This is a genomic window from Hymenobacter psoromatis (assembly GCF_020012125.1).
GTDB lineage: Bacteria > Bacteroidota > Bacteroidia > Cytophagales > Hymenobacteraceae > Hymenobacter > Hymenobacter psoromatis.
The window spans coordinates 2,546,770-2,566,690 of the sequence record NZ_JAIFAG010000001.1; the positions used below are offsets into that span (position 1 = coordinate 2,546,770).

A 19,921-nucleotide genomic window follows, 5' to 3' on the forward strand; every position below is an offset into this window, starting at 1 on the left:
CCACCATTTCACTTCCGGCGCGGCTTGCTTTTGCCGGGGGTGGGTAGCAGCGTCACGTTCAGGGGCTGGCCGTCGTGGGCGGTGGCGGTTTCGTCCTGGTAGCCGCCGTAGCCTACCACCAGGATATTATCGCCGCCGGGCACTTCGAGCGAGTAGCTGCCGGTGGCATCGGTGCTGGTGCCCTTGGTGCTGCCTTTGAGCATGATGGTGGCTCCTATCAGCGGCCGGCCGTTCTCGTCAAGCACACGGCCAGCCTGAGTGCGGGTGGCGGGCGGGGCCGCAACCGGAGCTACGGCTTCAGGCACCGGGGCGGCTTCGGGCACCGGGGCGGCTTCGGGCGCGGGGACGGCTTCCGGGGGCGCGGGCGCGGCGCGGCGCGCAGCAAGTACCCGCGGAGTACCGCTGGCCGGCGGGCTCTTGGTTTCGATGACCGGGGCGGTGGGCGCTTCCGAGGCGGTGGGGCTCACCGCTACCACCGGCATGGGGGGCGGAACAACCACGGTAGTTTGGGGGGTTGCCGCGGTGGTTTCGCCAGCCTGGCCACAGCCTGCCAGCCCAACGGCCAGCAGCGGCGCAAACAGCCAGCCGCACCAGGTATTTTTTCGCGGCACGGCACCGGGGCCAAAAGAAGTTTTTGCAGAAGTTAAGCGTACTGGCATAGAATAGGTTGGGAGGGCGGGAAAGGGTGCTACGACAGCAGCCCGGCGCAAATTACACTCCTACCCGGCATCCGGCCAAAAGCCCCCGGCCGCTCAGTTAAAATACTGAGCAGCCGGAGGCTTTTAGAGGGGTAAGCTTCCGTTGCGGAAGCTAGTTGCTGGTTTCGTCCTGCGGCTTTTTGGCGGGGCCGCTGGTGTGGTCGTCGCCGAGCTTCTGGTCCTTCATGCGGATGCCCGCGCCCAGCTCGTAGCTGCCTTCCTCGGTGAAGCCAGGGCCCTGGGCCTGCTCACCGGCAGTGGTGTGGTTGTTGCCACCCTGGGGCTCGGTCTCGGAGCCGCCAATGTGCAGGTTTTCGAGCTGGTCCTTCTGGTTGCTGCGCTGAGTGTAGCCGTTGGCCCCGGTGTTGCGGGCGGCACTGGCGTCGTTGCTGAGCTTATTATTGCTCTGGTCCTGCTTATAGTCGCGCTGCTTGGCTAGCTCCTCGTTGTGGGCCTCAGGGATGGTAATCACCGGGTTCTGATTGGGGGCATCCACTTTTTTGCTCGCAGGCTGGGTCTTATTATCGTCATCTTCAAAAATCTCGTCGCTCAGTATCATATCGGGGAGGGAATGGGTTACGTAAAAAGGGAGCCGGGCGGGACCCTTGAGTTGTACGCGCCGGCCGGGCCGAAGTTGGCCCCATTTCGCCACCCGGCTGGTTTCTTTTGTCTCGTTTTCTTCCCTACCCCCTATGGATTTCGCCAAGCTCTACCGCCCCACGCGCTTCAATTCCTGGCAGTTCATTGCCTTCGTGGGTCTGCTGATGAGCGGCGGAGCCGAGTTGCTGATTCGCTACCTGGTGCGCCGGCCCCTACCCGCCGGCTACGGCTGGCTCTACGTGTGCTGGGCCGCGCTATTTGTGGTGGGCGCGCTGGTCAACTTATTCGGCAAGCCTACCCCCCACGGGCATCATCACTGAGTGGATGGGAGTGGTGGGTAATAAGCGGTGGAAGAACGTCATGCTTCCTTCGTCAGCATGACGTTCTTCCACCGCTTATTACCCACCACCTACTAGGCCTATCGGCCGTATAAGGGCGTCTGCCGGGACACTCGGGGGCTTGGTCTTTTGGGGGCCGGCCGCGGGTTACCTCACGCCGGCTTTCTGCGTTCTATGCGAATGACTACTCGACTACCGGGCCTAGCGGCCGGCTTGCTGGCCCTGCTGAGTGTGGCCGCCTGCGGCACTAAAAAAAACGATACTGCCAATGGCAAAGGGGGTAAGGGCGGCCCGCAGCCAACCAAAATCTACCCCGTGCTGGTGGTGCGGCCCGATACGGTGACGCTCTTTCAGGACTACCCGGCCACCATTCAGGGCCAGCAAAACGTGGAAATCCGGCCCAAAGTCGATGGCTTCGTGGAGGCCATTTATGTGGATGAGGGGGCCAGCGTGAAGAAGGGGCAGAAGCTGTTTCACATCTCGGCACCGCAGTATGAGCAGGCCGTGCGCACGGCCGCCGCCGGCATCAAAACGGCCCAGGCCGACGTGGACGCCGCCAGCATGGGCGTGCGCAAGGTGCAGCCGCTCGTGGCGCGTGGCATTATCAGCAAGTACGAGCTGGAGGCCGCGCAGTATACCCTCGAAAGTAAGGTAGCCGCCCTGGCCCAAGCCCGCGCCGCGCTCGTCAATGCCGAGACCAACCTCGACTACACCACTATTACGAGCCCGGTAAACGGCGTGATGGGCACCATTCCGAACAAAATCGGCTCGCTGGTGAGCAGCACTTCGGCCGACCCGCTGACCACAATTTCGAGCATCGGCAGCGTGTATGCGTATTTCTCGCTGAGCGAGAAGGCGCTGCTGAGCTTCGCCCGCCGCCGGCCCGGCAACACTTTGCAGGATAAGCTGGCACACGTGCCCGACGTGCGCCTGGTACTGGCCGACGGTAGCCTCTACACCTACTCCGGCCGCGTCGAAACGGCTATCGGCCAGATAAATACCGAAACCGGGGCCAGCAGCTTCCGCGCCACGTTCCCGAATCCGCAGGGCCTGCTGCGCAGCGGCAGCAGCGGCTCGGTGCGCACCTTCCAGCCCGTGAAGAATGCGCTCATCATTCCGCAGAGTGCTACGTATGAGCTTCAGGGCAAGCGCTTTGCCTACGTGGTGGGCCGCGACACGGCCGCCTACGCGGCTCCCCTCACCGTGGTGCCTACCCCCGACGGCACCTCCTTCGTAGTACAGAAGGGCCTGAAAGCCGGCCAGCAAGTGGTGCTGGAAGGTATTAGTGGGCTGAAAGATGGGATGAAAATCAAGCCCAAAGTGACAAAGGATACCAAAACGGAGATGTCGGGGTAGCTAAACAGATTGATTCAGTTAGAATCGGTTGTCCTTGCGAGCATGTTGCGCATTAAGTAAGGGCGAAGTGGAGCGCGGCAATCTTTCCTTCACGTGAGAATTACTCCCCTAGTGAAGCGAACGACCAGAAAAGATTGCCGCACTCCACCTAGGAATGGCTTTGATACAGTGCGTTACATAGGAAATCATTTATGCTAAGAATATTCATTGAGCGGCCCGTGCTCTCCACCGTTATCTCGGTTATTTTGGTACTGCTGGGCATTCTAGGGCTGCTGTCGCTGCCCATTGCGCAGTACCCCGATATTTCGCCGCCCACGGTGCAGGTGTCGGCCAGCTACGCGGGAGCTAATGCCGACGTGGTGCTCAAGAGCGTGATTGTGCCGCTGGAGGAGCAGATAAATGGCGTGGAAGGCATGACTTACATGACTTCTTCGGCTACCAATACCGGCTCGGGCACCATTCAGGTGTATTTCAACGTGGGCACTGACCCCGACCAGGCGGCCGTGGACGTGCAGAACCGCGTGGCCAGCGCCACCAGTCTGCTACCCCAGGAGGTGACGCTGGCCGGCGTGACGGTGCGCAAGCAGCAGAGTAGCAACCTCTTGATTTTTGCGCTCTACAGCGATAACCCCGCCTACGACCAGACATTTTTGCAGAACTACGCCCTCATCAACATTACTCCGCAGCTGCAGCGGGTGAATGGGGTAGGCGCGGCCAATGCCTTTGGCTCGCGCAACTACGCCATGCGGGTGTGGCTCAAGCCCGACGTAATGGCCATCTACGGCCTCACGCCGGCCGACGTGACGGCCGCCCTGGCCGACCAGAACGTGGAGGCCGCGCCTGGCCAGTTTGGTCAGAACAGCGACCAGAGCTTTCAGTACGTCATCCGGTACACCGGCAAGCTCATTACGACCGAGCAGTTTGGCAATATCGTGCTCAAGGGCACGGCTCAGGGCCAGCTGCTGCACCTCAAAGACGTGGCCCGCATCGAGCTGGGTGCCCAGGATTACAGCAGCAACAGCACCACCTTCGGCAAGCCTTCGGTGGGCATTTCGGTGAACCAGACGCCGGGCTCCAACGCCCGTGAGGTGATTGAGAAGTCGATTGCGGTGTTGAAAACGGCGGAAAAGGATTTTCCGGCCGGCATTCACTACACTAATCTGGTGAATATCAACGACTTCCTGGATGCCTCCATTGACAAGGTAATTCACACGCTGGTAGAATGCTTCGCGCTGGTGTTCCTGGTAATTTTTATCTTCTTGCAGGATTTTCGGTCCACCATTATTCACGGCGTGTCGGTACCGGTGTCAATTATCGGCACGTTCTTCTTTCTCAAGCTCTTTGGGTATAGCATTAACCTGCTGACGCTCTTTGCCTTGGTGCTGGCCATTGGCATTGTGGTCGATGATGCCATCGTGGTGGTGGAGGCTGTGCACGCCAAGCTGGAGAGCGGCTACACCTCGCCGCGCAAGGCCGCCATTGATGCCATGAGCGAGATAACCGGGGCCATCGTGAGCATCACGCTGGTAATGGCGGCGGTATTTCTGCCCGTCACGTTTATTACGGGCTCGGTGGGCGTGTTTTACAAGCAGTTCGGGATAACGCTGGCCATTGCGATTCTGATTTCGGCCGTGAACGCCCTCACGCTTTGCCCGGCGCTGGCGGCGCTGTTCTTGCTACCCCCCCACCACCAGACTAACGCTAACGGCGCGGCCGCCAGCAATGGCCAGCCCGCGCCGGACGCGCCCAAACTAACCCTGATGCAGCGCTTTAGCGTGGCTTTTAATGCCGCCTACGACGCGCTAGTGGCCAAGTACACCCGCGCCGTGCGGTTTTTGATGAGTCGCAAGTGGCTGGCTTTGGCGGGCGTGGCGGGCTTTGGCGTGGTGCTGTACTTTTTGATGACGACCACGCCCAGCAGCTTCGTGCCCAACGAGGATATGGGTACCATCTTCGTCAACGTGTCCCTACCCCCCGCCTCGACCCTAGAGCGCACCACGGCGGTGAATAATCAGGTTGATAGCCTGATTCGGACCATCCCGGCGGTGCAGGGCACGCTGCGCATCACGGGCCAGAATTTCCTGGCCGGCGCGGGCAGCGCCTACGGCATGGTGATTGTGCGCCTCAAGCCCTGGGACCAGCGCCCCAAGATGGATAACCAGGTTGTTATCAAGAAAATAACCGAGCTTACGGCGCACATTCGGGCGGGCGAGATTCGCAGTATTTCGCAGCCTACCATCACGGGTTTTGGGGCCACGGGCGGCTTCACGTTTCAGCTCCAGGATAAGGGCGGGCACACCACCGACCAGTTCTACAAGGTGGCGCAGGACTTCCTGGCCAAGCTCAACCAGCGGCCCGAGATTCAGTTTGCCAGCACGGCCTTCAACCCCGGCTTTCCGCAGTACCAGCTGAGCGTGAACGTGGCCAAGGTGAAGCAAGCCGGCCTGACGGAAGCCGATATCCTGAATGCCATGCAGGTATACTACGGCGGCTCCTACGCCTCCAACTTCAACCAGTTCGGCAAGCAGTACCGCGTGATGGTGCAGGCCGACACCTCCTATCGCGCTAATCCATCGGGCCTGAACAAGATATTTGTGCGCAACGCCACCGGCCTGATGGCCCCCATCACTGAGTTCGTGACCCTGACCCGCATCTACGGCCCCGAAAGCCTGTCGCGCTTCAACCTGTTTACGGCCATTTCGGTAAATGGTAACCCTAAAGAAGGCGTCAGCTCGGGGCAAGCGCTGATTGCTATTCAGGAGGTGGCCAAGCAGCTGCCGGCCGGCTACGGCTACGAGTTTTCGGGTATCAGCCGCGAGGAGGAGGGTAGCGGCCGGCAGTCGCTCTACATTTTTGCCCTCTCGCTGGTGTTCGTGTACCTGCTGCTGAGCGCGCAGTACGAGAGCTACATTTTGCCCTTTGCGGTGCTGCTTTCGATTCCGATTGGCTTGAGCGGCACGTACTTGTTTGCCAAGATTTTCGGCATCGACAATAACATTTACCTCCAGATTTCCATCATCATGCTCATCGGCCTGCTGGCCAAAAACGCGATTCTGATTATCGAATTCTCGCTGGCCCGGCGGCGCGACCACGGCCTGAGCATCCTGGATGCGGCGCTGGAAGGCGCTAAGGCCCGCCTGCGGCCCATTCTGATGACCTCGTTCGCGTTTGTGTTTGGCCTCCTACCCCTGCTGTTTGCCAGCGGCGCGGGGGCCAACGGCAACAAGAGCATCGGGGCGGGTGCCATCGGCGGCATGCTGTTTGGCACGCTGGTGGGGGTATTTTTTATCCCCGTGCTGTTCGTCGTTTTTGAAGGCTTGCAGGAGCGCATCAGCGGGCCGCCCAAAACGCAGGAGCAAATTGAGAAAGAAGAGGCCGAGGGCGGCCCCCAGGCCAAACCCAAGCCCGGCGAGCCGCAGCCCAAGGAAGCCCCGCAATCGCGCCCCGAGCCGATTGAAGAATTGATAAATGAAAAGGCCTGAGCGGCTCTTACCCCCGCGTCCCTGCCTTATGCTTTCTACCATGACCGTTCGCTCTTTTTTCAGGCTGCTCCTACCCCCCCTGCTGCTGGCGGCCAGCGGCTGCGGCGTTATGCATCCCTACGGCCAGCCCGACGCGCCGACCGCTGGCCTCTACCGTGACGCGGCCACCACTGATACCACCACGCTGGCCGCCCGCCCCTGGCAGCTTTTATTTACCGACCCGCTGCTGCAAAAGCTGATTGCGGAGGGTTTGGCCAACAACCGCAACCTGCAGGTGGCCGACGCGCGCATTGCCCAGGCGCAGGCACTGCTGGCCCAGAGCCGGGCGGCTTTTCTACCCAGTCTCAACGGGCGGGCTACCACGACCCTCTCGCGGCAGGGTGGGGCCGCTGTGAGCACGGGCACGGGCAGCACCACCACCACCACCGGCACGGGCGGCACTACCAGCCCCGGCACGCCCGGCGTGCCTTCTACGCCGGGGGCACCCACCACGCCCGGCGCGCCGGGCAGCACGCCCACCACCGGCACCACTACTACCGACCAGTCGACCATCGTGACGGGCGGGGCGGCCCACCAGTACTTGCTGGGCCTGAGCAGCAGCTGGGAGGCTGACGTGTGGGGTAAGCTGCGCAGCACCCGGCGCGCCTACGTTGCTAACGTGCGCCAGAGTGAAGCTTACCGGCGCGTGGTGCAAACCCAGCTCATCGCCGACATTGCCGACAACTACTACTCGCTACTAGCCCTTGATTCGCAACTCGAAATAACCCGTCAAACGGTGCAAAACCGCATTCACGACGTGGAGGTGCTGAAGCTACTGCTGGAAGGCGACGTGGTGAACGGGGCCGACGTGGCCCAGAGCGAGGCCCAGCGCTACGCCGTGGAGGTGACGATACCGGACTTACAGCGCAGCACTCGGCAGGCCGAAAACCTGCTGGCTACCCTGCTCGGCCGCGCGCCCGGCCCCATCGAGCGCGGCACGCTGGCCGGCCAGGACCCAGCCCCGGCCCTACTCACGGGCGTGCCCGGCCAGCTGCTGCGCAATCGCCCCGATGTGGTGCAGGCCGAGTACACCTTCGCCACAGCCTTTGAGCAGAGCAATGCGGCCCGCGCCTATTTCTACCCCAGCTTCACGGTTACGGCCAATGGCGGCCTCACCAGCATTACGCTGCAGAATCTGTTTTCGCCCACGGCTATCTTTGCCAGCGTGGTGGGCGGCCTGGCCCAACCCGTCTTCAATCAGGGCCTAAACCGCCTGCGACTGAACCGCTCACTGGCCTTGCAACAGGAATACCTGTATACCTACCAGCAAACGATGTTTACGGCCGGGCAAGAGGTGTCCAATGCGCTGTTCTCCTACCAGAGCGCCGCCGATAAAATTCAGATTCGCGCCCGCCAGCTCGAAGCCCTCGAACGGGCCGTGGACTACACCCACGAGCTGCTACGCGCTGGCCTCGCCAACTACACCGACGTGCTCACGGCCCAGCAAAGCTTGCTGCAAGCCCAGCTCAACGGCGTGAATGACCAGCTGCAACAGCGCCAGGCCGTGACCGACCTCTACCATGCGCTGGGCGGCGGCTGGCGCTAGGCAGGGGGTAGAATTCTATTGCAGATGATAGAATGGTCGATATTCTCATCCGCCAAAATCACGCCGCCAGCCCGATAATCTCTTCCTGGGCCAGCAGCGCCGTAGCGTAGGCCAGCGCGGCGGCCACGTCGGCGGCTTCCAGTTGCGGATACATTGTGAGCAGGTTGGCGGCCGTGGCACCTTCCGACATTTTGCGCAGCAATAATTCCACTATCAGGCGCGTACCGCGGATGACCGGCTTGCCCAGCATCACTTCGTGGCTAGCAATAACACGGCTCAAGTACGTATTTATTTCAGTAATTATTCATTTTTATTTTAATAAACTCCTACCCCCTCCGTTTTTCCCAAAGGCTGGCTAGTCGCAGCTGGAAGTAGTCGTACTGCTCGCGCAGGTGGTCGAATAAGTCGCGTAGCGGGGGCGCGCCGCCGAGCTGGGCGCGGGCAGCCGCGATTTCGGCCAGCTGCGAATCGGACAGAAAATCCGTCACCCGCAGGTCGAGACCTTTAGCATAAACCTTTTCGAGGTGGCTTTTGATGGTACTCTCGGCCAAGCCGCGCTGCTCGGCAATCTGCTCCGGGTTGAGGCCCTGGCGGTGCAGCTGAAAGGTGGTTTCCTCGGTGCCGTTCACGTCGCGTTCGGCGGCCTTTTGGGTTCCAGTGCGCGGTGCTGGGGCAAAGTCCTCGGCATCCTCGGTGGTGGGCACGGGGCGCGGCGGGCCGTGCTGGATAATAGCCTCAATGAAGGCCTCGCCGTAGGTTTCGAATTTCTTCATGCCTACCCCCGACACCGAGAGCATGGCCACCCGGCTAGTAGGCTGCTCGCGGGCCATTTCCTGGAGGGTAGTGTCGGTAAATACCACGTAGGGTGGCACGCCCTGCTCATCGGCAATTTGCTTGCGCAGCTGGCGCAAGCGCTCGAAGAGCTTGGCTTCGGGCGTGCCGGCGCCGGCCGCGGCGGCATCGGCGGCGGCTTTTTTGGAGGCGCGGGTTTGCTTTTCGGCCTTCTCGGCCACCTGAAATTTCTTGAGCGACACGGGTAGCTGGCCCTTCAATACCTGCTGGCCGCGCTCCGTTATTTTGAGGGCGTAGCCTTCCTCATAGGCAATGTAAAAGAGGCCGTCGTTGAGCATCTGGTGCACATAGCTGTACCAGTCGAGGTAGGGCAGGTCCTGGCCCGCGCCGTAGGTTTTGAGCTGGTCGTAGCCGCCTTGCAGCACCGCCTGGTTGCGCATGCCGCGCAGGATGTCAATCAGCAAGTTAATAGCCACGCGCTGCTGGGCGCGGGTGCTGGCTGAGAGCGCTTTTTGGGCCAATAAAGTGCCGTCGAAGGTAATGGGCGGGTTACGGCAGATGTCGCAGTTGCCGCAGTCATGGCCTAGGTCTTCGCTGAAGTAGTGCAGCAGGATGCGGCGGCGGCAGCTGGCGGCCTCGGCAAATTGCTGCATGCGCTCCAGCTTGGCAGTATTGAGTTGGGCCTGGCGGGCGGGCACGTCCTTGGTCACCATCTCGCGCATCGACATCACGTCGGCGAAGCTGTAAAAGAGCAAAGCGGTGGCATCGGTACCGTCGCGGCCAGCGCGGCCAATTTCCTGGTAATAGCCCTCAATGTTTTTGGGCAAATTGTAGTGCATCACCCAGCGCACATTACTCTTGTCGATGCCCATGCCGAAGGCGATGGTGGCCACAATCACTTGTAAGTCATCCTGCAAGAATTTTTCCTGGGCTTCGGCGCGCTGGTTGGGGCTCATGCCGGCGTGGTAGTAGCCAGCCTTAACTCCTTTTTGCTGAAGCTTTTGAGCAATCGTTTCGCAGCTCTTGCGCGAGAGGCAATAGATAATGCCCGACTCGGTGGGGTGGCGCTGAATATAGTCGAGTATCTGGCCGATGCGGTCCTGGCCGGGGCGCACCACCAGGTTGATATTGGGCCGGTCGAAACTTGACAGGAATACCCTGGGCTCGTGCAGGTTGAGCTGGGTGCGGATGTCGCGCTGCGTGAGGCGGTCGGCCGTGGCCGTGAGCGCGATAATGGGCACGCTCGGAAAGTGCGTGCGCAACGCGCCAAGCTGCGTGTATTCGGGCCGAAAATCGTGGCCCCAGCTCGAAATGCAGTGCGCCTCGTCAATGGCGAAAATGCTGATATTAACTCGCGTCAAAAACTGCAAAAAACCTTCGCTCAGCAGCTTTTCGGGGCTCACGTAGAGCAGCTTGAGGTGGCCGCTCACGGCGGCGCGGGCAATGTCGTTAGCCTCGCTCTGGCCCACGCTGCTGTTGAGGTAGGCCGCCACTATACCGTTGGCTTTCAGGGCCTCCACCTGGTCTTTCATGAGGGCGATGAGCGGCGACACTACCACGCACACGCCCTCGCTTACCACGGCCGGAATCTGAAAACACACCGACTTGCCGCCGCCGGTGGGCATGAGCACCACGGTATCCTTACCCCCCAGAATATGCTCGATGATATCGCCCTGCATGGGCCGGAAATTATCGTAGCCGTAGTAGCGCTTGAGGGCCTGGCGGGCGGCAGTGAGAGTAGCAGCAGGGGCAATAGCAGCAGACATAGGGCACTTCGGTCAGAAGATTAAAATAACAATCGCGTGAGCGAAGTTCCAATAAATTTAGTCAAGCTGAGTCGGTCTGCTCTTTAGTAATGATTGACCAGCTTGTAAGCGGCTGAGTATCGCTTCGTCACGAACTAACACAATTTCATCGTCTTCGACATTTACAAGTTCATCGACCAGCAACTTACGTGCGAGGTCGGCGTCCAAGCCGCGCCAATTACCATCTTCCCTATAAGGTGTGAGGTGAGTTCCTATTGTGACGCGCTGTGCGATGGAAACACTATACTGGTCAGTTTCCACAAAAACACCTGCCGTAGCGTTACCCAGAACCCGCAAATCGCCGTGGTTGTAATCGCCCCAAAATAGCTCACTAACCAGCAGATTTCCTGTAATATAGATTTCCTGACCACCAACGAGCATAGTAGCAGCCTGCAAGTCACCCAGTACTATCAGGCCCGTTGCGCCGTCAGTATCCTCGTTATAGACAAAGCGCTGAATCGTCAGATTTCCTTTTACCAAAATCAAAAAGACGTGTTCAACTTCATCAAAAGGTGCGTCCAAATTTAGTTCTTCTAACTCCGTTGAGTTTTCGAAAACCAGCACTGATTCTGCTTCAAACTCCCCTTTGTGCAAATCGTTTCGCCAAGCTGCCCAAGCATCAGGCGGGAGGAGGTGTTTTATTTCTGAAAAAGCAGTTCGCTGGTAACTCATCGGGGATTTTTGGCTTAAGATTGCGGCGCGTCGGTTACCGGTGCCCGCCGCGACCCCCGATACAGCTCATACTTCAGCAGCCGGCAGTCAATCGGCCCATTAAAGAGCGGAATACGCCGCGACACCTTCAACCCAATCGCCTTGGCCGCCTCCAGATTACCGGTGAAAATAAACGCCTCAAAGCCCTGAAAATTCGTCTTGAGCGCGTCGCCGATGGTTTTGTAGAGGGCGTCCATTTGAGCCTCCTCGCCAATGCGCTCGCCGTAGGGCGGGTTGGTGATGACGAGGCCAGGTGGCTGGTCTTGGGGGGGGTAGGCGTCGCGCACGTCGCGCACCGCCAGGCGGATGCACTCGTCGAGGCCGGCGGCCTCCACGTTGGCGGCGGCATCGCGGATAACCTTGGGGTCGAGGTCGGAGCCGGACAGGTAGGCCTGGGGCTCTTCAAGGCGCTGGGCTTCGGCGGCGGCGCGCAGGTCGGCCCAGAGCTGGGCGTCGAAGTCGGGCCAGTTTTCGAAGCCGAACTTGCCCTGGTGAAACAGGCCCGGCGCAATGCGCTGGGCAATGAGCCCGGCCTCGGTGAGGATAGTGGCCGAGCCGCACATCGGGTCAATGAGCGAAGATTTGCCGTCCCAGCCGCTGAGCAGGATAAGGCCGGCCGCCAGCACCTCGTTCAGCGGGGCCTCGTTGGTGCCCCGGCGGTAGCCGCGGCGGTGCAGCGAGTCGCCGGCCGCGTCGAGGCTCAGAATCACGTCGTTTTCGAGCATGCGCAGGTGAATGCGGATGTCGGGGTTGCGGGTGTCGATGCTGGGGCGCTCGCCGGTGCGCTCCCGAAACTGGTCCACGATGGCATCCTTGGTGAGCTGGGCCACATACAAGGAGTGCTCAAAGCTCGATTTATGGACCACGGCCGTGATGGCGAACGTCTGGCCGGGGCGAATAAAGCGCTCCCAGTCAACAGCATATACTTCGTCGTAGAGCGCCCGCTCGTCGGGGGCGTAGAAATCGGCGAAGGGGCGCAGCAGGCGCATGGCGGTGCGGCTCCAGAGAATGGCTTCGTAGAGCAGCTTTTTGTCGCCGCTAAACTCCACGGCGCGGCTGCCGATGTGCTCAATGGTGGCCCCGAGCTGGCGCAGCTCGTCGGCTAATACTTCTTCGAGGCCAAACTGGGTGGTGGCGGTAAGGTGCATCCGGCAAAGGTCGGGCCTGGCGGGCGAAGCCTTTCCTTATTATCTCCTGGCCTTACCTTGCGCTTATGCTGGCCACCACGCTGGTGCGAGTTTCGCGCAACATAACTCGTGCAGTTAAAATTTTTATTTTGGAGACATCAATACCAAAACGCGTTGAGATGAATTTTATGCAGGTAATAATAAAAAACCTTGCCATCTTTATCATTAGCTGCACCTTACTTGGTTACGTGCATGAATTTTCTTGTGAGGAAGTTACAAAAAATTTATTAAAAAAACACGCATCTCTTGTCATAAAGGATACTGGCCCTAGTGGTCGTATTATCGATTATTCAGGTGTTGACATAAACACCGGTCATAAATCCTATTATGAAGATGAAGGCGGCATGTATCTGCCAATGAAGCAGATTGTACAAATAGGTGATACTTTGCTTAAATATAATAACCAAACAGATTTTTTAGTAAAGAAGAAATTTTTCACTATTAAATTTAAATTCATTTGTATTAAAAACCAAAGCTACGGGTTTAATATTGATACATTAAAAAGACGAGCAAGTTTATAAAATTGATGTGTATTCTATTATTTTCCCCATGTAATAACAGCGTAAAATCAATAGTATAAACCATTGTTAGGAGGGCATTGAAAAGGATGAAACAGATGGGTTAAATAGTTTATTCCCACGAGCAAGCCTACCGTTAGTTTTCAAACGACAAGCGAAATTTTGTATAGTCAACTGAAAAATAGTTATGAATCTAGAAGAGCAGCTTGAGCGCCAAGCAAAAATTGCAGCCGGTTTGAAAATAGCTTACGAGCGAATGCTGGAATTTAAGCGACAGAAAAATAGTGAGGTCGTAGTGATGCGTGAGGAGAAAATTATTCGGATTAAGCCATGATTTTACAAATAATTTTAAATCAAATAATTTATGAAATTTAAAAATAAATGCTGAGTGCATGAACCCAAATAAATTGCTGCAAGAAATACGAACTGCTAGGACATCTGGCATCACCTACTTGGTAGTGTACGAAAAGCCAACCCATTCTGAATGGGAACTATCTGTTTTACGATTCTTCCCAATGGCAGGAGCCTTACCAGATAATTTTAAGGATTCTTTAATTAAAGTAGATGCCAGTAAGCTTGCCCGCGATATTCTAACCGAGTTGTTGCATCATGACCTTGCTTATAATGCAGAAATAACATCATTGGAAAAGGCCCGCCTTCTCGCTGATTCGTTTATTTCATTATTTAGTAGCCAAGCTGTATATTTTTCAAATTCAACTTGGAATAAAAATGAATACAAAGGGAAAGATAAGAACTTTGAATTTGGCTTATCATCTTGGACATCCTTGACAGATGAAACATTTGATTCAGGAATTATTATTTGTGATACTGATAAGATTGGTATAGCTTGGTTTGCGGATGAGGATTAGCAAAAACTAAAACAATCTACTTTTCATCCTCAGCCGGCCCCCAAGGCCGGCTTTTTTGTATCTTCCGCCCCGTATGGCTACTCCCGTTACTACCCCTACCCCCACTGCGCAAGCTACTAGTGCCCGCTCCTACGCGGGGCCGATGGTGCTCATGACGCTGCTGTTTCTGCTGTTTGGGGCGGTTACGAATTTCAACGACGTGCTCATGCCCTACCTTAAGGACGTGTGCCAGCTCACTGATTTGCAGTCGTCGGCGGTGCAGTCGGCGTTTTTTGGGGCGTATTTTCTCATGTCATTGCCGGCGGGCAAGGTGCTGGAGCGGCTGGGCTACCAGCGCGGCATCGTGACGGGGCTGCTCGTGATGGCGGGCGGGGCGCTGCTGTTCGTGCCGGCCGCCAATACGCGCCAGTTTCCGCTGTTTCTGGCGGCGCTGGCGGTGCTGGGGGCGGGCATCACGCTGCTGCAAGTGGCGGCCAATCCCTACGTGAGCGTGCTGGGGCCGGCGCGGCGGGCGGCGGCGCGGGTCAGCATCGTGGGGGTCGCCAATAATTTTGGCGGGGCGTTGTCGCCGCTGGTGGGCGGGCTGCTGCTGTTTGGCGGCTCGGTGGCGCTGAAGACGCAGCTGGCGGCCCTACCCCTGGCCGAGCGCCTCACGCGCGAGGCGCAGCTCGTGAAAGCGCCGTACCTGGGCCTGGCGGCCTTTCTGGCGGTGCTGGCGGGCGTGTTTTTTATGCTGCGCCTGCCCGATATTGATGCGTTGCCCGAGGAAGAACTACTGGAGCACCAGCCCGTGGCGGCCGGCCGGCACTCGGCCCTCGACTACCGCCATCTGGTGCTGGGCATCGGGGCCATTTTCGTGTACGTGGGCGTGGAGGTGGGGCTCGGCTCGTTCCTCATTCGCTACGGCGAGAGCCAGGGCATTCGGGCGCTGTCGCCCTTCACCCAAAGCCTGGTGCGAGGGCTGAACGTGGCTACCAACTTCGCCGGTGAGCTATTCGGCCAAAGCCCTTCGCCGATTGACACTTCGGCGGGCTTTACTAAGGCAGTGGGCGCGGTGCTGGTGGCCTCGTATTGGTTTGGCTCGCTGGTGGGGCGGCTGCTGGGTATTCCGCTGCTGCTGCGGTTCCACAACCGGGCGCTGCTGGTGGCGGTGTGCGCGGCGGGCGTGGCGCTGGTGGGCGCGTCGGTGCTCAGCCAGGGCGAAGCGGCGCTGTGGCTCATCGTGCTCTGCGGGCTGATGAACTCCATTATGTGGCCCGTTATTTTTCCGCTGGCCATCACCGGGCTGGGGCCATTCACTAAGCAAGGCTCCTCGTTTTTGATAATGGCCATTGTGGGCGGGGCCATTATTCCGCCGCTTATGGGCTTGATTTCGACCAGCGGCGGCGGGCTGCGGGTGGCGTTTCTGGTGCCGGCGTTGTGCTACGTGTATTTGCTTTTTTACGCGCTGAGCGGGTACCGGGTGCGGTAGGGTACGGGGCTGGTCCCCGCCCGTCGTTGAACATCTTACCGGAGAATTGTTCAACGACGGATGGCGGCAAGCCCCACACCCTACCCGGCAGCTTCTTTGAGCTTTGCAAAAAAGCCTACCCCCCCCGTATGTTCGCTACCTGGCCTAGCGCCCCTGCCATTCCTTCTTATTCCCTGGCGCAGTGCAACGCGGCGGGCCACGCGGATTTTTACATCGTGCCGACTGACGCGGCCGGGCCGGTGCCGCGGGCGGAGTTTCTGGCCCCGCATCGCAAAAATTTCTACTTCCTGGTGCTGCTACGGCGGGATGGCGGCCGGCACTGGGTGGATATGCAGCCCCACGACCTGCGGGCGAATACCCTCTACCTCACGGCTCCGCACCAAGTGCGGCTGCTGGAAGCCGAAACCCCCGTGGCCGGCACCGCGCTGGGCTTCACGGCCGAGTTTCTGGGCCTCGACCATCCGGCCAGCTTCGCGCCCCTACCCCTGCTGGTGCCCGGTGCCCCCGGCTTCGCCCGGCAACTGGCCGCCGATGACCTCGCCTTTCTGGAACCCCTGCTGGCCCACATGCTGGCCGAGTACGCGGAGCAACGTCCCTGGCACCTCGACATGCTGCGCGCCGACCTGCGGGCGCTGCTCATCCACCTCAGCCGCCTACCCCCGCTGCCGGCTGCCGGCCCGCCCGCGCCCGAGCCGGGCCTGCTCGCCGAGTTTTCGGCCCTGGTCGAAACCCACTACGCCACCCGGCACCAGGTAGCGCAGTACGCTGAGCTGCTGCACCTGAGCCCCGGCTACCTCAACGAGCGGGTGCGCCAGCTGAGCGGGCAACCGGCCCTGGCCCACATCCGCGCCCGGCTGTCGCTGGAAGCCAAGCGCTACCTGTTTCACACCCAGCTGAGCGCGGCCGAAATCGGCTTCGCGCTGGGCTTTGAGGACCCGTCGTACTTCGGGCGCTTCTTCCGGCGCGATGCCGGCCTCGCGCCGCTGGCTTACCGGGCAGCTACCCGCGAAATGTACCAGCCAAACGCGGCTGCGTCCTAAGGGGAGAAGGGGATAGGGCCGGACCTTTGTAGTCGTTTAACGAGCATCTATTTAAGCCTCCGACTTGCAACTAATTCTTAACAAATTCTACTTATGTCTCAGCAGCAGCTAGTTATTACTGGGGCCACGGGCCACATCGGCACCAAGATTGTGCACGCCCTGCTCGGCCAGGGTCACCGCGTGGTGGCCGTGGCCAACCCCAGCCCGCGCCTCGACGCACTGCGACAGGCCGGGGCCGAAATCGCCCCCGGCGATTTCACCAACCTCGATTTTCTCACCCAGGTCCTACGCGGGGCCGAGGCCGCTTTCCTCATGGCCCCGCCCGACGTGAAAGCCGCCGACGTGCTGGCCCATCACGCGGAAGTGAACAAAACCCTGGCCCAGGCCGTGCAGGCCGCCGGCCTGCGCCGGGTAGTGAACCTGAGCAGCGCCCGCGCCGACCAGCCCGCCAACAACGGTCCCCTGTTTTTGGCGCAGGAAGCGCGCCTCAACGGCATTGCGGGCCTCACGGTGGCCCACCTGCGCCCGGCCTTCTTCATGGAAAACCTACTCAGCAACGTGCGCCTGATTCAGTTTCGCGGAGCCGTGGCCTCGCCCATGCGCCCCGACATCAGTATGCCGATGGTGGCGACAAAGGACATTGCCGCCAAAGCCGCCGCGCTACTCGGCGCGACTACGTTCGAGAACCATTCGGTGCACTACCTGCTCGGCCCGCGCAATTACTCCATGCAGGAGGCCACAACCATTCTGGGCCAGGCCATCGGCCAGCCGGGATTACCCTTCCAGCAGCTCAGCTACGACGAATCCCGCGCCGGCCTGCTGAAAGCCGGCATGAGCGCAAGCATGGCCGACCTCTTCGACGACATGATTCAGCGCCAGAACAACGGCACGGCCCTACCCGATGAGCGCCTGCCGGGCAGCGCCACGCCCACTACCCTCGAAGAATTTGCCCGCACCGTGTTCGCGCCCGCTTTTCAAAAAGCGAGTGAGGGGAAAGCTGGTTAAATAGTTGGGACTTACGCAAGAGACGTTTGTCATTGCGAGCGCAGGGCTCGCAATGACAAACGTCTCTTGCGTAAGACTAAAGGCTACTGCGCCGGCTTAACCACCTTATTCTTAGGCCGAAGCACTGGCAACGGCTGCGCCGGCCGGTCCCCGATGTACTTATCGGTGCGGGCGGCATCGAGCAGGGTCAGCAGCACGCCGTTGGTCCAGCCGAAGCCGTCTTGCAGCGCGTACTCGCCGCCCCCGCCGGCGGCGGGGCCGGTGGCTTCCACGTTGTATTTTTCCAGCAGCTTGCCGGTTTGCTGAAAGCCGCGCACGTTCACGCGCACCCAGCGGGCGGCCACGGTGTCGGCCAGGGCCGTTTGCTGGGTGCGGTTCAGGCCCAGAATGGCCAGGTATTCGAGCGGGGCCCAAGCGTTGGGGGCGTCCCACTGCTGGCCGCTGGCGAGGGGGGTAGTGAGCAGGCCGCCGGGCCGCAGAAACTCGCGCCGCAGGTGCCCGGCCACCAGCACCGCCTGCACGGGCGTGGCTACCCCAAAGGCCAGCGGAAACACCGCTGCCAGCGTGCGGGCCGGAGTAGGCCGCCGGGTATCGAGGTCATAATCTGAATAAAAACCGGCCTGCTCATCCCAGCAGTAGCGGCGGATGGCGGCGGCGCGCACCCGCGCCAATTGCCGGAACCGGGGCGCTTCTAGGGAGTCGCCGGCCTGGCGGGCGGCCAGCTCCAGGGTTTGCTCCAGGGTCAGCAGCAGGCAGTTGAGGTCCACGGGCACGAGGCGGGTGGTACGGATGGTGCCCAGCCCCTGGCCCGGCGCAAACCAGCGGGTACTGAAGTCCCAGCCCGAGGCGGCGGCGGCGCGCACGTTGCGGTAAAACTCGGCGGGCGGCTGGGCACTGGTTTTGGCGGCCTCCACGTCCTCGCGGTACGACTCCTCGCGGGGCTGGTCGCTGTCGTCCCAGTAGCGGCTCAGCAGCTCGCCGCCGGGCATCCGCACGGCCAGGCGCTGGGCGGTGCCGGGCTTGGGGCTGGCCCCATCGGCAGTCCAGTAGGCGTATTCTTTCAAAAGCTGGGGCCGAAACTGGGTATACGACTGGCTGCTACCCCCTTCGGCCTGCGCCAGCAGCTGCACCATGAGGGCAAAAAACGGCGGCTGCGAGCGGGTGAGGTAGTAAGTGCGCGTGCCGTTCGGGATGTGCCCGTAGCGGTCCACGAGCGAGGCAAAATCGGCCACCATGTCGCGCACCAGCGCCGTGCGGCCGGCCGCACGCAGGCCCAGCATCGTGAAGTACGAGTCCCAGTAATACATCTCTCGAAAGCGCCCACCCGGCACCACGTAGGGCCGGGGCAGCGGCAGCAGCGACGAATTGGGCGGCGGCTGCAAGGCGGCCGGCCGGCTCAGCACCGTCCACAGCGTATCTAGGTGCGCCCGGATACCGGCTTGGATGTTACTGTGGTACAAGTCGGTAGCCGCTACGGGCGGCGTGAAATATTGCCCCACGAAGAGTTTCAGGTCGAAGTCCGGCCGGCTGCGCCGCTGCTCGTAGGTGGCCACGATTCCGGCGGGTGCGGCGGTGGGTAGGGCATCCACGAAGGTCTTGCCATCGGGGTACACGCGCTGGAGCTGCACTGCCTCAAACAGGCCGGGGTAGAGCTGGCGCGGCGTGGGCTGGGCCGCAGCGGCGAGGCTAGCCCCGAGCAGGCCGACGCTTAGTAAGAGGTTTTTCATGGGGTAGGGCAGCGGGTGGGAAGCGCAAATTTGCTGATTAATAAGGCTTACGCAAAATTATTCGCCGCTACTTCGCACTGCTCACAGTAACGAATAAGTTTAACTATGCTCCGATTCTCTTGCAGCCGCCCAAGTCCAGTGGCAATCGTGCACGACTATTGCTAAGCAACTGCCCATGAAAAATATCTTATCCTCCAAAATCTGGCTGCTCCTACCCCTGCTGCTGCTGGGGACTATCGGCTGCAAAAAGCTCGTGAGCCTGCTTAATTTCAAAATTAACGACTCCACCAATTTTACCATTCCGGCCACGGGGCCGCTGGTCAATACGGCGCTTGTGCTGCCGGGCATTGCGGTGTCGTCGAACTCGTCGAGCACCTACGCGGGTAACAACACGACTGCCGATTACGTGCAGGACGTGACCCTTGACCAGCTCACGCTGACTACCACCGACCCGAGTACCCAAACGTTTGATTTTCTGAAGAGTATCAGCCTCTACATCGCCACCGACGCGGCCGGTACCAACAAGACGCTGCTCGCCTCGCTCAGCCCCGTGCCCACCGGCCAGACGACCATCAGCCTCACACCCAGCGGCAACAAGCTCGACCTGTATTTGCGCAGCGGCAACTACACGCTCTTCACCACCGCCGAGCTGGCTAAATCTCTGCCCCAGGATACGAAAGTGCGCGCCGACTCGCGCTTCAACGTGAAGGCGAACGTGAAGTAGCTTACGAGAAAGT

18 protein-coding genes are annotated in these 19,921 nt (G+C 60.1%); 11 read left to right on the top strand and 7 right to left on the bottom strand.

Annotated elements, in window-relative coordinates:
* Nucleotides 1-8: 8 nt before the first annotated feature.
* Nucleotides 9-611 (bottom strand): carboxypeptidase-like regulatory domain-containing protein, encoded by a 603-nt coding sequence (locus LC531_RS11105; protein ID WP_223650361.1) that lies wholly within the window; start codon nucleotides 609-611, stop codon nucleotides 9-11.
* A gap of 199 nt (nucleotides 612-810) precedes the next feature.
* Complete coding sequence (locus LC531_RS11110; protein WP_223650362.1) at nucleotides 811-1,257, bottom strand: hypothetical protein; 447 nt, start codon at nucleotides 1,255-1,257, stop codon at nucleotides 811-813.
* A 133-nt stretch (nucleotides 1,258-1,390) separates the two neighbouring features.
* Here LC531_RS11110 and LC531_RS11115 point away from each other — a divergent pair, with 133 nt between their 5' ends.
* The 4 genes from LC531_RS11115 to LC531_RS11130 all read left to right on the top strand — a co-directional run bounded on the left by LC531_RS11115 (nucleotide 1,391) and on the right by LC531_RS11130 (nucleotide 8,059).
* Nucleotides 1,391-1,618, top strand: a complete 228-nt coding sequence (locus LC531_RS11115; RefSeq protein ID WP_223650363.1) for a hypothetical protein — start codon at nucleotides 1,391-1,393, stop codon at nucleotides 1,616-1,618.
* Between the two features lie 198 nt (nucleotides 1,619-1,816).
* Nucleotides 1,817-2,992, top strand: a complete 1,176-nt coding sequence (locus tag LC531_RS11120; RefSeq protein WP_223650364.1) for an efflux RND transporter periplasmic adaptor subunit — start codon at nucleotides 1,817-1,819, stop codon at nucleotides 2,990-2,992.
* Nucleotides 2,993-3,183: 191 nt separating this feature from the next.
* On the top strand, nucleotides 3,184-6,474 hold the full coding sequence (locus tag LC531_RS11125; RefSeq protein WP_223650365.1) for an efflux RND transporter permease subunit: 3,291 nt from the start codon (nucleotides 3,184-3,186) through the stop codon (nucleotides 6,472-6,474).
* Nucleotides 6,475-6,514: 40 nt separating this feature from the next.
* The gene (locus LC531_RS11130; protein ID WP_223650366.1) at nucleotides 6,515-8,059 is read left to right on the top strand and encodes an efflux transporter outer membrane subunit; all 1,545 of its coding nucleotides are present in this window, start codon (nucleotides 6,515-6,517) and stop codon (nucleotides 8,057-8,059) included.
* A gap of 58 nt (nucleotides 8,060-8,117) precedes the next feature.
* Here LC531_RS11130 and LC531_RS11135 read toward each other — a convergent pair whose 3' ends face one another.
* From LC531_RS11135 to LC531_RS11150, 4 genes are read right to left on the bottom strand one after another with little or no spacing between them, the layout of a single operon-like run.
* Complete coding sequence (locus tag LC531_RS11135) at nucleotides 8,118-8,339, bottom strand: DUF433 domain-containing protein (protein ID WP_223650367.1); 222 nt, start codon at nucleotides 8,337-8,339, stop codon at nucleotides 8,118-8,120.
* A 46-nt stretch (nucleotides 8,340-8,385) separates the two neighbouring features.
* Nucleotides 8,386-10,617: a DNA helicase RecQ gene (gene recQ / locus LC531_RS11140; protein WP_223650368.1), complete on the bottom strand. Its 2,232-nt coding sequence runs from the start codon at nucleotides 10,615-10,617 to the stop codon at nucleotides 8,386-8,388.
* A gap of 57 nt (nucleotides 10,618-10,674) precedes the next feature.
* Nucleotides 10,675-11,328 carry a hypothetical protein gene (locus LC531_RS11145; RefSeq protein ID WP_223650369.1) on the bottom strand — a complete coding sequence of 218 codons (654 nt, stop codon included), beginning with the start codon at nucleotides 11,326-11,328 and terminating at the stop codon, nucleotides 10,675-10,677.
* Nucleotides 11,329-11,342: 14 nt separating this feature from the next.
* Nucleotides 11,343-12,515 (bottom strand): THUMP domain-containing class I SAM-dependent RNA methyltransferase, encoded by a 1,173-nt coding sequence (locus LC531_RS11150; protein ID WP_223650370.1) that lies wholly within the window; start codon nucleotides 12,513-12,515, stop codon nucleotides 11,343-11,345.
* Nucleotides 12,516-12,580: 65 nt separating this feature from the next.
* On the opposite strand from LC531_RS11150, the gene LC531_RS11155 reads away from it, so the two are divergent.
* The 6 genes from LC531_RS11155 to LC531_RS11180 all read left to right on the top strand — a co-directional run bounded on the left by LC531_RS11155 (nucleotide 12,581) and on the right by LC531_RS11180 (nucleotide 17,457).
* Nucleotides 12,581-13,075 (top strand): hypothetical protein, encoded by a 495-nt coding sequence (locus LC531_RS11155; protein ID WP_223650371.1) that lies wholly within the window; start codon nucleotides 12,581-12,583, stop codon nucleotides 13,073-13,075.
* Nucleotides 13,076-13,259: 184 nt separating this feature from the next.
* Nucleotides 13,260-13,406 carry a hypothetical protein gene (locus LC531_RS11160; RefSeq protein ID WP_223650372.1) on the top strand — a complete coding sequence of 49 codons (147 nt, stop codon included), beginning with the start codon at nucleotides 13,260-13,262 and terminating at the stop codon, nucleotides 13,404-13,406.
* A gap of 58 nt (nucleotides 13,407-13,464) precedes the next feature.
* Entirely contained in the window at nucleotides 13,465-13,941 is a 477-nt protein-coding gene (locus tag LC531_RS11165; RefSeq protein WP_223650373.1) for a hypothetical protein, read from the top strand.
* A gap of 73 nt (nucleotides 13,942-14,014) precedes the next feature.
* On the top strand, nucleotides 14,015-15,412 hold the full coding sequence (locus LC531_RS11170; RefSeq protein WP_223650374.1) for a sugar MFS transporter: 1,398 nt from the start codon (nucleotides 14,015-14,017) through the stop codon (nucleotides 15,410-15,412).
* 128 nt (nucleotides 15,413-15,540) lie between these two features.
* The gene (locus LC531_RS11175) at nucleotides 15,541-16,452 is read left to right on the top strand and encodes a helix-turn-helix domain-containing protein (protein WP_223650375.1); all 912 of its coding nucleotides are present in this window, start codon (nucleotides 15,541-15,543) and stop codon (nucleotides 16,450-16,452) included.
* Nucleotides 16,453-16,545: 93 nt separating this feature from the next.
* Nucleotides 16,546-17,457 carry an NmrA family NAD(P)-binding protein gene (locus LC531_RS11180; protein WP_223650376.1) on the top strand — a complete coding sequence of 304 codons (912 nt, stop codon included), beginning with the start codon at nucleotides 16,546-16,548 and terminating at the stop codon, nucleotides 17,455-17,457.
* Between the two features lie 83 nt (nucleotides 17,458-17,540).
* On the opposite strand, the gene treF is transcribed toward LC531_RS11180, so the two are convergent.
* Entirely contained in the window at nucleotides 17,541-19,184 is a 1,644-nt protein-coding gene (gene treF, locus LC531_RS11185; RefSeq protein ID WP_223650377.1) for an alpha,alpha-trehalase TreF, read from the bottom strand.
* A gap of 175 nt (nucleotides 19,185-19,359) precedes the next feature.
* Here treF and LC531_RS11190 point away from each other — a divergent pair, with 175 nt between their 5' ends.
* The gene (locus LC531_RS11190) at nucleotides 19,360-19,908 is read left to right on the top strand and encodes a hypothetical protein (RefSeq protein ID WP_223650378.1); all 549 of its coding nucleotides are present in this window, start codon (nucleotides 19,360-19,362) and stop codon (nucleotides 19,906-19,908) included.
* The last annotated feature ends 13 nt before the right edge of the window (nucleotides 19,909-19,921 follow it).

What these genes read in the sequence shown, in the direction of transcription:
- LC531_RS11165 (WP_223650373.1), top strand. Translation starts at nt 13,465, where the DNA reads ATGAACCCAAATAAATTGCTGCAAGAAATACGAACTGCTAGGACATCT.
- treF (WP_223650377.1), bottom strand. Translation starts at nt 19,184, where the DNA reads ATGAAAAACCTCTTACTAAGCGTCGGCCTGCTCGGGGCTAGCCTCGCC.
- LC531_RS11125 (WP_223650365.1), top strand. Translation starts at nt 3,184, where the DNA reads ATGCTAAGAATATTCATTGAGCGGCCCGTGCTCTCCACCGTTATCTCG.
- LC531_RS11150 (WP_223650370.1), bottom strand. Translation starts at nt 12,515, where the DNA reads ATGCACCTTACCGCCACCACCCAGTTTGGCCTCGAAGAAGTATTAGCC.
- LC531_RS11175 (WP_223650375.1), top strand. Translation starts at nt 15,541, where the DNA reads ATGTTCGCTACCTGGCCTAGCGCCCCTGCCATTCCTTCTTATTCCCTG.
- LC531_RS11190 (WP_223650378.1), top strand. Translation starts at nt 19,360, where the DNA reads ATGAAAAATATCTTATCCTCCAAAATCTGGCTGCTCCTACCCCTGCTG.
- LC531_RS11110 (WP_223650362.1), bottom strand. Translation starts at nt 1,257, where the DNA reads ATGATACTGAGCGACGAGATTTTTGAAGATGACGATAATAAGACCCAG.
- LC531_RS11155 (WP_223650371.1), top strand. Translation starts at nt 12,581, where the DNA reads ATGCTGGCCACCACGCTGGTGCGAGTTTCGCGCAACATAACTCGTGCA.
- LC531_RS11115 (WP_223650363.1), top strand. Translation starts at nt 1,391, where the DNA reads ATGGATTTCGCCAAGCTCTACCGCCCCACGCGCTTCAATTCCTGGCAG.
- LC531_RS11180 (WP_223650376.1), top strand. Translation starts at nt 16,546, where the DNA reads ATGTCTCAGCAGCAGCTAGTTATTACTGGGGCCACGGGCCACATCGGC.
- LC531_RS11170 (WP_223650374.1), top strand. Translation starts at nt 14,015, where the DNA reads ATGGCTACTCCCGTTACTACCCCTACCCCCACTGCGCAAGCTACTAGT.
- recQ (WP_223650368.1), bottom strand. Translation starts at nt 10,617, where the DNA reads ATGTCTGCTGCTATTGCCCCTGCTGCTACTCTCACTGCCGCCCGCCAG.
- LC531_RS11120 (WP_223650364.1), top strand. Translation starts at nt 1,817, where the DNA reads ATGACTACTCGACTACCGGGCCTAGCGGCCGGCTTGCTGGCCCTGCTG.
- LC531_RS11130 (WP_223650366.1), top strand. Translation starts at nt 6,515, where the DNA reads ATGACCGTTCGCTCTTTTTTCAGGCTGCTCCTACCCCCCCTGCTGCTG.
- LC531_RS11145 (WP_223650369.1), bottom strand. Translation starts at nt 11,328, where the DNA reads ATGAGTTACCAGCGAACTGCTTTTTCAGAAATAAAACACCTCCTCCCG.
- LC531_RS11160 (WP_223650372.1), top strand. Translation starts at nt 13,260, where the DNA reads ATGAATCTAGAAGAGCAGCTTGAGCGCCAAGCAAAAATTGCAGCCGGT.